The organism is Gordonia sp. (in: high G+C Gram-positive bacteria), from assembly GCF_052106715.1.
Classification (GTDB): domain Bacteria; phylum Actinomycetota; class Actinomycetes; order Mycobacteriales; family Mycobacteriaceae; genus Gordonia.
The window spans coordinates 1-10680 of sequence record NZ_JBQEDL010000063.1; the positions used below are offsets into that span (position 1 = coordinate 1).

General features: G+C 66.6%; 13 protein-coding genes and 2 pseudogenes. 12 read left to right on the forward strand and 3 right to left on the reverse strand.

Annotated elements, in window-relative coordinates; genetic code table 11:
- The 9 genes from ACTIMF_RS18590 to ACTIMF_RS18630 form a co-directional block, all read left to right on the forward strand.
- A partial coding sequence (locus ACTIMF_RS18590) for a HisA/HisF-related TIM barrel protein (protein WP_442351767.1) occupies positions 1-311 on the forward strand: 311 nt, incomplete at its 5' end.
- Positions 308-1174 carry an inositol monophosphatase family protein gene (locus tag ACTIMF_RS18595; protein WP_442351768.1) on the forward strand — a complete coding sequence of 289 codons (867 nt, stop codon included), beginning with the start codon at positions 308-310 and terminating at the stop codon, positions 1172-1174. The genes ACTIMF_RS18590 and ACTIMF_RS18595, both read left to right, overlap by 4 nt.
- Positions 1171-1938 carry an imidazole glycerol phosphate synthase subunit HisF gene (gene hisF / locus ACTIMF_RS18600; RefSeq protein WP_442351769.1) on the forward strand — a complete coding sequence of 256 codons (768 nt, stop codon included), beginning with the start codon at positions 1171-1173 and terminating at the stop codon, positions 1936-1938. The genes ACTIMF_RS18595 and hisF overlap by 4 nt, the downstream gene beginning before the upstream one ends.
- A gap of 52 nt (positions 1939-1990) precedes the next feature.
- On the forward strand, positions 1991-2365 hold the full coding sequence (hisI, locus tag ACTIMF_RS18605; protein ID WP_442351770.1) for a phosphoribosyl-AMP cyclohydrolase: 375 nt from the start codon (positions 1991-1993) through the stop codon (positions 2363-2365).
- A gap of 1 nt (position 2366) precedes the next feature.
- A complete protein-coding gene (locus ACTIMF_RS18610) occupies positions 2367-2546 on the forward strand; it encodes a tautomerase family protein (RefSeq protein WP_442351771.1) in 180 nt (59 codons plus the stop codon).
- On the forward strand, positions 2543-4066 hold the full coding sequence (locus tag ACTIMF_RS18615) for an anthranilate synthase component I (RefSeq protein ID WP_442351772.1): 1524 nt from the start codon (positions 2543-2545) through the stop codon (positions 4064-4066). The genes ACTIMF_RS18610 and ACTIMF_RS18615 overlap by 4 nt, the downstream gene beginning before the upstream one ends.
- The gene (locus ACTIMF_RS18620; RefSeq protein ID WP_442351773.1) at positions 4063-4791 is read left to right on the forward strand and encodes a TIGR02234 family membrane protein; all 729 of its coding nucleotides are present in this window, start codon (positions 4063-4065) and stop codon (positions 4789-4791) included. Before ACTIMF_RS18615 ends, ACTIMF_RS18620 begins: the two co-directional genes overlap by 4 nt.
- Before the next feature lie 226 nt (positions 4792-5017).
- Positions 5018-5773: a SigB/SigF/SigG family RNA polymerase sigma factor gene (locus ACTIMF_RS18625; RefSeq protein WP_442351774.1), complete on the forward strand. Its 756-nt coding sequence runs from the start codon at positions 5018-5020 to the stop codon at positions 5771-5773.
- Between the two features lie 60 nt (positions 5774-5833).
- Positions 5834-6301 carry an SRPBCC family protein gene (locus tag ACTIMF_RS18630; RefSeq protein WP_442351775.1) on the forward strand — a complete coding sequence of 156 codons (468 nt, stop codon included), beginning with the start codon at positions 5834-5836 and terminating at the stop codon, positions 6299-6301.
- 182 nt (positions 6302-6483) lie between these two features.
- On the opposite strand, the pseudogene ACTIMF_RS18635 reads toward ACTIMF_RS18630, so the two are convergent.
- The 3 genes and pseudogenes from ACTIMF_RS18635 to ACTIMF_RS18645 form a co-directional block, all read right to left on the reverse strand.
- Positions 6484-6812: pseudogene (locus tag ACTIMF_RS18635) on the reverse strand (DJ-1/PfpI family protein); the annotation flags it as partial.
- Between the two features lie 267 nt (positions 6813-7079).
- Positions 7080-7280 (reverse strand): annotated as a pseudogene (locus ACTIMF_RS18640) (hypothetical protein); the annotation flags it as partial.
- Positions 7240-7407, reverse strand: coding sequence for a hypothetical protein (locus tag ACTIMF_RS18645; protein WP_442351776.1), 168 nt, complete (start codon positions 7405-7407; stop codon positions 7240-7242). The gene ACTIMF_RS18645 and the pseudogene ACTIMF_RS18640, both read right to left, overlap by 41 nt.
- A 128-nt stretch (positions 7408-7535) precedes the next feature.
- On the opposite strand from ACTIMF_RS18645, the gene trpC reads away from it, so the two are divergent.
- From trpC to trpA, 3 genes are all read left to right on the forward strand, one after another.
- Complete coding sequence (gene trpC, locus ACTIMF_RS18650) at positions 7536-8354, forward strand: indole-3-glycerol phosphate synthase TrpC (RefSeq protein WP_442351777.1); 819 nt, start codon at positions 7536-7538, stop codon at positions 8352-8354.
- 95 nt (positions 8355-8449) lie between these two features.
- Positions 8450-9757 carry a tryptophan synthase subunit beta gene (gene trpB / locus ACTIMF_RS18655; RefSeq protein WP_442351778.1) on the forward strand — a complete coding sequence of 436 codons (1308 nt, stop codon included), beginning with the start codon at positions 8450-8452 and terminating at the stop codon, positions 9755-9757.
- Positions 9754-10554, forward strand: a complete 801-nt coding sequence (trpA, locus tag ACTIMF_RS18660) for a tryptophan synthase subunit alpha (protein ID WP_442351779.1) — start codon at positions 9754-9756, stop codon at positions 10552-10554. The genes trpB and trpA overlap by 4 nt, the downstream gene beginning before the upstream one ends.
- Positions 10555-10680 lie beyond the last annotated feature (126 nt).

Here is a 10680-nt window from a genome sequence, read left to right on the forward strand (position 1 = left end):
GGGTGACCGACGGCGGTGACCTGTGGGCGACCCTCGATCGGCTCAACGGCGACGGATGCTCCCGTTACGTTGTAACCGATGTCAGTAAGGACGGTACGTTGACCGGCCCGAACCTAGAGTTGCTCGCGCAGGTCGCACGCGCGACCGATTCGCCGGTCGTCGCATCGGGCGGCGTGTCGACGGTCGACGATCTCGTCGCGATCTCCGAACTCACCGGTCTCGGCGTCGAGGGCGCGATCATTGGGAAGGCGCTGTACGCGGGACGGTTCACGTTGCCCGAGGCGCTGGCCGCGGTGTCCGCGACGAAATGACTCCCGTGTCCGAGTCCGCCGACCGTGCTTGCGCCCAACTGGACCTCCCGCGCCTGCTCGCCGTCGCCGACGGCATCCTCGACTCGATGACGCCGGAGTTCGTCGCCGGGCTCGGTTCGCCGGGGTCGGTGCGCAAGAAGGGCGACGACTTCGCCACGGACGTCGACCTGTCGTTGGAGCGGCGGATCGCTTCCGCGCTGGGCGACCAGACAGGGATCGCGGTGCACGGTGAAGAATACGGCGGCCCGCCCGCGGACTCCGGGCCGGTGTGGATCCTCGACCCGGTCGACGGCACGTACAACTACTCCGTCGGAATGCCGCTCGCCGCAATGCTGTTGGCGCTCGCCGTCGACGGCCAACCGGTCCTCGGCATCACCCGTCTGCCGCTGTTGAACCAGCGCTATGCGGGAATCGTGGGGCAGTCGTTCACCCTCGACGGCCACCCTGCGCCGTCGCTCGCGCCCGCGCCGTTGTCTTCGGCTGTCGTCGGATGCGGTGCGTTCAACGTGCGGTCGGGCGGACGATATCCGGGGACCGGCCGGGCGGCGCTGTACGGTGCGCTGAGTCATCGGGCACGGCGGTTGCGGATGACCGGTTCAACCGGCACCGACATGGCCTACGTCGCCGCGGGAATCTTCGGCGGTGCGGTGTCGTTCAGCTACCACGCGTGGGACAACGCGGCAGGCGCGGCGCTCGTCCGCGCAGCGGGCGGCGTGGCGACCGATGTGCACGGTCGGCCGTGGCGGGTCGGTTCGGAGTCGTTGGTGACCGGCGGCCCGCAGCTTCATGCAGAACTCCTCCAAGTCATCGCCGACAGCGGCGTGACCGGAGACGAGACGATCGAAAGCAAGGTGGACCAGTGAGTGTGGCGGTGCGTGTCATCCCGTGCCTCGACGTCGACGACGGTCGAGTGGTCAAGGGAGTCAACTTCGAGAATCTTCGGGACGCGGGCGATCCGGTGGAACTCGCTGCGCGCTACGACGCCGAAGGCGCCGACGAACTGACGTTCCTCGATGTGACTGCGTCGAGTTCGGGTCGGTCGACGATGATCGAGGTGGTCCGTCGTACCGCCGACCAGATCTTCATCCCGTTGACCGTCGGTGGCGGGATCCGCACCGTCGAGGACGTCGATACGATGCTGCGCGCGGGCGCCGACAAGGTCAGCGTTAACACCGCGGCGATCGCGCGGCCCGAGGTCCTTGACGAGATGAGCCGCCGGTTCGGCTCGCAGTGCATCGTCCTGTCGGTCGACGCGCGTACCGCACGCGAGCAGTCCACTCCGTCGGGGTGGGAGGTCACCACGCACGGCGGTCGCCGCGGCACCGGCATCGACGCAGTGCAATGGGCGCGCCGCGGCACCGAGCTCGGTGTCGGTGAGATCCTGTTGAACTCGATGGACGCCGACGGCACCAAGGACGGCTTCGACCTCGCCATGATCCGGGCGGTACGCGCCGCCGTGGACATCCCGGTCATCGCTTCCGGGGGAGCGGGGAGAGCCGACGACTTCGCACCCGCCGTCCACGCGGGCGCCGACGCGGTCCTGGCCGCATCGGTGTTCCATTTCGGTGAGCTCACGATCGGCCAAGTCAAGGACGCGATGCGTGCCGACGACATCATCGTGCGCTGAACGAGATCCGACCACCCGTTGATCCCAGACCTCTCTTGAGCAAGGAAACCCCATGGCACTGCCCGCGGAACTCGCGACGCGACTCAAACGCGGCCCGGACGGACTGTTCGCGGCCATCGCGCAAGAACGTGACACCGGCGTCGTCTTGATGATGGCGTGGATGGACGACGAAGCCCTCGAACGGACTCTCGCCACTCGACAGGGCACGTATTTCTCCCGGTCTCGGCAGCAGTACTGGGTCAAGGGCGAGACCAGCGGGCACACCCAATACGTGCACGACGTGCACCTCGACTGCGACGGCGACGCGGTGCTGCTCGTCGTCGACCAGGTCGGGCCCGCGTGCCACACCGGCAACCACAGTTGCTTCGACACCGAGTCACTCGAGTTCACCGATTCGGTCCCCACCTCCGACGACGAAAGGCGCTGACATGCCGCTCATCCAGATCTCGCAGACCCAGGGCCTGTCGGACACTGTCAAACGCGAGACGATCGCGTCGGTGACCGAGGCGTATGCGAAGGCGACCGGTAAGGACCCCGACTCGGTGTGGGTGACGATCACCGAGGTCCCGCGCAGTCAGTGGGGCGTCGGCGGGGAACCCCTCGGATGACCGCGCACACCACATCACTGGCGGAGTTCCTCGACCTGGCGGCCGTCCATCGCGTGGTCCCGGTGACCCGGAAGGTCCTCGCCGACTCGGAGACACCGCTGTCGGCATACCGGAAACTGGCGGGCGACCGCGATGGCACCTTCTTGCTCGAGTCGGCGCCCAACGGTCAGTCGTGGTCGCGGTGGTCATTCATCGGCGCCGGCTCGTCCGGACTGACCGTCGTCGACGACCACGCGCATTGGTGGGGGACCGTGCCCGCCGGTGCGCCAGCCGGGGGCGATCCACTGGCGGCTCTCGCCGAGTCCCTCCGGCTGCTGCAGACCGAGGCGATCGCCGGTATGCCGCCCCTGACCGGTGGTTTCGTCGGATTCATGGCCTACGACTTCGTGCGTCGCCTCGAACGGCTGCCGTCGATCACCGACGATGACCTCGGTCTGCCCGACATGTTCTGGCTGCTGACCTCCGAATTGGCGGCCTTCGACCACCACGAGGGCACGATCACGCTGATCGCCAACGCCATCAACTGGGACGGCTCGGACGATCGAGCCGAGCAGGCGTACGCGGACGCGGTGGCACGGCTCGACGTGATGACCGCGGCACTGGCGGCGTCAGCGCCGTCGACGGTATCGACGTTCGATCGCCCGACACCCGAATACACTTCGCAGCGCACGCTCGACGAATACTCGCAGATCGTCGACGACGTCGTCGAGGCGATCGAAGCGGGCGAGGCCTTCCAGGTGGTGCCGTCGCAGCGGTTCTCCCTCGACACCGACGCCGACCCGATCGACGTGTACCGCGTGCTTCGCGCATCCAACCCGAGCCCGTACATGTATCTCGTGCGAGTCCCCGGCGTGCAGCGCGACCCGTTCGCGATCGTCGGCTCGTCGCCGGAGGCTCTCGTCACCGTCGCCGACGGGTTGGCGACGACGCACCCGATCGCCGGTACCCGGTGGCGCGGGGCCACCGAGGAGGAAGACCAACTCCTGGCCAAGGGGTTGCTCGAGGACGAGAAGGAGAACTCCGAGCATCTGATGCTCGTCGACCTCGGTCGCAACGACCTCGGCCGAGTCTGCGAGCCCGGCACCGTCCGCGTCACCGACTACCGGCGCGTCGAGCGGTACAGCCACGTGATGCATCTGGTGTCGACCGTGTCGGGGCGCCTCCGGGACGACAAACAGGCCCTCGACGCGGTGACCGCCTGCTTTCCGGCGGGGACGCTGACCGGCGCCCCGAAAGTCCGGGCCATGCAGATCATCGAGGAACACGAGATCACCCGACGCGGGCTGTACGGTGGCATCGTCGGCTACCTCGACTTCGCGGGAGACGCGGACACCGCGATCGCCATCCGCACCGCACTCCTTTCCGGGGGCACAGCGTACGTCCAGGCAGGCGGCGGTGTCGTCGCAGACAGTGACGCCGAATACGAGTTCAACGAGGCACGTAACAAGGCGACAGCGGTACTGAACGCGGTCGCGGCGGCGGGCACCGTGACCCGCGTCGGCGGAGAGGACCGGGCATGACAGGCGAGAACACGCAGGCCGACGGGGACGAGAGGGCCGACGGATCGGGAAAGTCGGCGACCGATGCGGAGCTCGCTTCCGCACAGAAGTCGATCGGACGTCGGCGGCAGGTGATCGCGGGCGTCCTGTTGATCGTCGCCGCGATCGCACTGTGGTCGTCCTCGCGCATGCGGTGGGCCGAAGTCGTCGCGGAGGACGGCCTGGGCATGCCGCGCAGCTTCGACGTGCACGGTTCGGACTGGAGCCCATGGCTCGTCGCGGTGGCACTGCTCTTCGTGGCCGGAATCGTCGCGCAGTTCGCGGTACGTGGCTGGATGCTGCGTCTGGTCGCTCTGATCCTGGCTATCGCCGCGATCCTGTCGGTGGTTCCGGGCGTCTCGTTGATCACCAACGGTGAGAACAACCTGTTCGCGGCGAACGCCATCGACATCGACCCGAAGTACGACGTGACGGTGATCCTCACGTTCAACACGCCCGCCTACGTGCTGATCGCGGGCGCGGCGTGCGCGGCGATTGCGGCAGTGCTGATGATGCGCGGTGCGTCGGCGGGTGGGATGTCGTCCAAATACACCTCGCCCGCGGCACGTCGCGAAGAACTCGAGAGGAAGGTCTTCGCCGAACGCGAGCGCGCCGCTCGTGGCGAAGAGATCGACTCGGACGGCAACGAACGCCTCCTGTGGGACTCGCTCGACAACGGAGTGGATCCGACTGACGACCGCGGCTGACCTCCCCGTACTCGACCAGCGGGGCTCCGTCGAGACTGTCTGGGCACTCACCAACGCCCTAGCCGCCGTGCACCTCGGAGGGTAGCGTTGGACTCACTCGGTTCAACCAACAGCCGGGTTCCGCCGCCGGATGAAGACGCATGAAGCGCACCCGGCATCACATCACCGCTTGGCGGGCCGCACACGATGAGTGTGGTCCCAGGCGGTCGAGGTAGGAGCTCTCGGAATGACGGACAACGAGTACGACCAAGTGAGAACCCTGTTGGCACGGCGCGAATCGCTGCCTGTCGACGATCGACACAGGGACCGATTGCGGGACGACGCCGTGATCAGGTGCCTTCCACTCGCACAGCACATCGCACAGCGTTTCTCGGGCCGCGGCGAGTCTCGTGACGATCTCCTCCAAGTGGCACGAGTCGGCCTGATCAAGGCGGTGGATCGGTTCGAACCGTCCCGCGACACCGACTTCCTGTCGTTCGCGGTGCCAACTGTGACCGGGGAAGTGCGCAGGCATTTCCGAGACCGGACGGCGCTACTACGCACGTCCCGCAGGATGAAGGAGTTGTCGCTACGGCTGAACGAAGCCGACCTGCGTCTGACGCACAGTCTGCGCAGGTCGCCGACTCGGCGGGAACTCGCAGTCGACTTAGGGGTGAGCGCCGTCGAGATCGACCGGGCCCGTCTGGCTCGCGCGGCAACGGTCTCTCTCGACCGGCGCTCGGGCGACGACGATCGCCCGATGCTCGAGAAGATCGGCCACGAGGACCTGCGCTTCGATCTGGTCGATGATGCCCAATCGCTTCGGCCTGCGCTTGCTCGGTTGCGTGCTCGCGAACGGCGGATCCTCGGACTTCGGTTCTTCGCGGACTTGTCGCAGAGTGCGATTGCAAAGCAGATGGGGCTTTCGCAGATGCACGTCTCGCGATTGCTACGCCAGTCGATCAGCGTGCTCCGCGCAGAACTCACCGCGGCAGCGGCTTGAACGACGACGCCGACGACGCTCGCGGTTGCCAACGTCGGTGGCTTTCGGCACGGTGGTTGTATGAGCGATCAAACGAGTGTCACAGTCGAGCGAGTCATCGAAGCACCGGTAGATCAAGTCTTCGACGTGCTCAGCAACCCGGAACGCCATGAGCGGCTCGACGGATCCGGATTCGTCCGCGGAGTCGACCACGCCGACCGGATCCAGAAGGTCGGCGAAGTGTTCACCATGAACATGGAAGGACCCCACATGGGTGGGGAGTACAAGACGGACAACCACGTAACCGGATACGCGAAGGACAAATTGCTCGCGTGGCAGACCGCGCCCGCTGGCACCGAGCCGCCCGGCTGGGAGTGGGTCTGGGAACTCGAATCGCAGGGACCGGACAGCACTTTGGTCCGCCACACCTACGACTGGTCGAAGGTCACGGACAAGGATCTACTCGAGAAGATCAAGTTTCCCCTCGTCACCGAAGAGCAATTGGCAGACACGCTCGCCAGCCTGGCAGCGGAGGCCGCCACCAACTGATCCGGACCACGACTGATCCGGACCACGACGGTGGGATCCGAGAAGCGTAACCGCCGAGGGTACGAAGCCACGTGCGACGCGGCTTCGTGCCCTGGCCAGTCGGTTCGAGCAGTCGAAACGGCAGACCTCGCGGCCTCTCGACACATCCTTTGGACCGAACGTCTACCCGGCTGCGAATACCCGGCTGCGAAGACTTCGACGACCTTCGCGCAGAATGCCGGAAGGTCGCCGGGGTCGCGGCTCGATACCAGAGACCGGTCCACGATCACTTCTCCGTCGACGACGGTGCCGCCCGCGTTCGCGCGTCGGTTCGGACGCTCGGATATCCGGTGATCGTACGGCCGTTCACGGCGTTCGCCTCGACGGCATCCATGGTGCGTGACAGATGACGCCGACCGGCCGGTCGGCGTGCATGGCTCCTCGGTCGTCGCACCGCGTTCTCCATCGCGTCCCGTGGCTGCGTCAACTCCGCCTGTTCAACACCGTCCGTGGCTAGGATGGCGATCGTCATACCCTCAAGAGCTTGCGCCTTTGAGACGCCGTTCACCGAGTTCTGCTGCGCCGCATTATGATCGGCTGGTCTCAACTCCTTTCTTCGAGGTCGTGCAGTAAGAGTGCGCAAAGCTCACCCGGGACAAACACAGCGGTCGACGACATCGCGAGCGGTGCAGGCCTGCTCGTCGCAGCGAACGGAATGCCGATTCAGTGCGTCACGACGTCATTGTTCGACGCCCACTCGCCGACGTCGCGACCTTCGATGGCCGCTGCCATCAGGTCAGGGAACAGGCAGCAGACGCCGGAGCCCGAGACGGTCCATCGCGTCTGATTGCATAACCTGCACCACCGACGACGGGAAGTAGGTGCGGATGTCGCCGAGCCACCGCGACACGCGCGGGTGCGACCCGCCGAGCCCGCCGCGTCGCGGGGCGTCGTACAGGTCACCGAGGACTCTGTCGCGTCCGGCGTCCGGCGTCCGCATCGGACATCGATGCCCGGTCGACACCGATCCCGTCGGCGTCGCCGCCTGGAGTGGCGAGTTTCCGTCCTGCGGCCACCGACGACGAGTCCGGTGCGGCGGCGAGCACCTTCTCTTGTGTCCACGGCATGCATCGCACATTAGCGCCATCCTCGGACAGTGCCGACCGCACGTCGTTCGAGCCGACGACACCCCGAGCAGCGGGCGTCTGGACTACTTGCCTACTCTTGAGACACAGTGCGAGAAAGGGGCGTCACAGTGAGCGAACAGTCAGTGCTCGATTCCATCATCGACGGGGTCAAGGCGGACGTCGCGGCGCGCGAAGCCGTTCTCGATCTCGCCGCCGTCAAGGCTCTCGCCGCGAAGGCCCCCGAGCCTCGCGACGCGACAGCCGCGTTGCGACAGCCGGACATCGCCGTCATCGCCGAAGTCAAGCGGTCGAGTCCGTCCAAGGGACAGCTCTCGAATATCGCCGATCCGGCCGAGTTGGCGAAAGCGTACGAAGACGGGGGAGCGCGCGTGATCAGTGTGCTCACCGAGGAACGCCGGTTCAACGGATCGCTCGCCGATCTCGACGCGGTCCGGGCCGCTGTCGATATCCCGGTGCTCCGCAAAGACTTCGTCGTCGGCCCGTACCAGATCCACGAAGCTCGCGCTCACGGCGCGGACGTCGTCCTGCTGATCGTCGCGGCACTGGAGCAGCAGGCCCTGGCTTCGCTGCTCGACCGTGTCGAATCCCTCGGGATGACCGCGCTCGTCGAGGTCCACACCGAGGCCGAAGCAGATCGTGCGCTCGAAGCAGGTGCCACTGTCGTCGGCGTCAACGCTCGCGACCTCAAGACTCTGCAAGTCGATCGTGACGTGTTCTCGCGGATCGTCCCGGGACTGCCGTCCGACATCGTCCGAGTCGCCGAGTCCGGTATCCGCGGAACCGCCGACCTGCTCGCCTACGCAGGCGCTGGAGCCGACGCTGTGCTGGTCGGCGAGGGGCTTGTGACCTCCGGAGATCCGCGAGTCGCGGTCTCCGACCTGGTGACAGCGGGGGCACACCCGTCGTGCCCGAAGCCTTCCCGCTGAATTGCGGGCTGCGGGTCGGTCGCGTTCGACCAGCGGTGCCGTCTCGACCCGGCGGTGAGTCGAAATCCGTTTGCCGTTTCGCGATTTAGACAAGGATGATTGAGCACGTGACCGATCAGACCGAATTCCCCAAGGCCAGTGACGGCGTCGCGGACATCGCGCCTATCGGACCCGACGAGAGCGGGCACTGGGGTGTCTACGGTGGCAGGCACGTCCCGGAAGCACTGATGGCGGTGATCGACGAAGTCACCGCAACGTACGAGAAGCTGCGCAGCGATCGGGAGTTTCTCGACGAACTCGACCGGCTCCAGCGCGACTACGCCGGACGCCCGTCGCCGCTGTACGAAGCCGAGCGGATGAGTGAGATCGCGGGCGGCGCACGACTGTTCCTCAAGCGCGAGGATCTCAACCACACCGGATCGCACAAGATCAACAATGTGCTCGGTCAGGCGCTGCTCGCGCAGAAGATGGGCAAGAAGCGGGTCATCGCCGAGACCGGAGCAGGTCAACACGGCGTCGCGACTGCCACCGCATGCGCGCTCCTCGGCCTCGACTGCCTGATCTACATGGGTCGGGTCGACACCGAACGACAGGCGCTCAACGTCGCCCGCATGCAATTGCTCGGTGCGACCGTCGTCGCCGTCGAATCCGGGTCGGCGACACTCAAGGACGCCATCAACGAAGCACTGCGCGACTGGGTGACCAACGCAGACACGACGTACTACTGCTTCGGCACAGCGGCCGGACCGCATCCGTTCCCCATGCTCGTCCGCGACTTCCAGCGGATCATCGGTATGGAAGCCCGACGTCAGGTCCAGGAGAAGGCCGGGGCCCTCCCGGACGCGGTCGTCGCCTGCGTTGGCGGCGGATCCAATGCGATCGGCATATTCCACCCGTTCATCGATGATGCCGACGTCCGCCTCGTCGGCTTCGAGGCTGCAGGCGACGGCGTCGAGACGGGACGGCACGCGGCGACGTTCACCGGCGGCACCCCTGGAGCGTTCCAAGGCGCCTACTCGTACCTGCTGCAGGACGAAGACGGGCAGACCATCGAGTCGCATTCGATCTCGGCGGGTCTCGACTACCCGGGCGTAGGCCCCGAGCATGCGCATTTGAAGGACATCGGGCGGGCCGAGTACCGCCCGATCACCGACACTGAGGCGATGGACGCGCTGAAGCTCCTGTCCCGCCGCGAAGGGATCATCCCGGCGATCGAGTCGGCGCACGCCGTCGCAGGCGCCCTCAAGCTGGGCCAGGAATTGGGGGAGGGCGCGATCATCGTCGTCAACCTGTCCGGTCGTGGCGACAAGGACGTGGACACCGCTGCGACGTGGTTCGGGTTGTACGGCAGGCCGCCGTCGGAGACCGAGTACGCCGCATCTATCGCAGGGGGCGAGAAATGAACACCGCAACGAGCAGTCGTCTCGGCGAGACCTTCGCCGCATGCCGCGCAGAGAATCGCAGCGCGCTGATCGGATACTTCCCGGTCGGATATCCGGACCTGTCGACGTCGTTGGAGACTCTCGGCACCATGGTCTCCGCCGGCTGCGACATCGTCGAGATAGGCATTCCCTACTCGGACCCGGTGATGGACGGTCCGACGATCGCCAAAGCGGCCGTCCACGCATTGGCCGGTGGCACTCGAGTCCGTGATGTGTTCGCCGCCGCTGAATCCGTGGCCGCAGCGGGGGCCGCACCCGTGGTGATGAGCTACTGGAATCTGATCCTCAAATACGGTGTCGACGCGTTCTCCCGCGACTTGGCTGCCGCGGGCGGTGTGGGTGTCATCACTCCGGATCTGATTCCGGACGAGGGCGAGCAGTGGCATGGCGCGTCTGACGCACACGATCTGGACCGCATCTACCTCGTCGCGCCGTCGACGACTCCGGAAAGGCTCGCGATGACCGTCGACGCGTGCCGTGGCTTCGTCTACGCGGCGTCGACGATGGGCGTGACCGGCGCCAGGTCGTCGGTGTCGAATATGGCGCCCGAACTGTGCGTACGGATCCGCGAGCACTCCGACATCCCGATCGGTGTGGGACTCGGCGTCCGCAACGGCGACCAGGCTGCGGAGATCGGCGCGTACGCGGACGGCGTGATCGTCGGCTCGGCCATCGTGTCGGCTGCAGACGAAGGTCAGTCCGCCGTCGCCACGCTGGTCGAGGACCTGGCGCAGGGCGTCCGGCGTTCGTGCGCCTGACGATCTCTGCTCGGGCCCGACCTCACGTGGGGTCGCGTTCGCCGAACGTCGCACCCGGTGCACTACGGTGGCACGTGTGACTGCCGGACACGTTCTCGCGTATCTCCCGAGCGCGCCGCGAGGGGG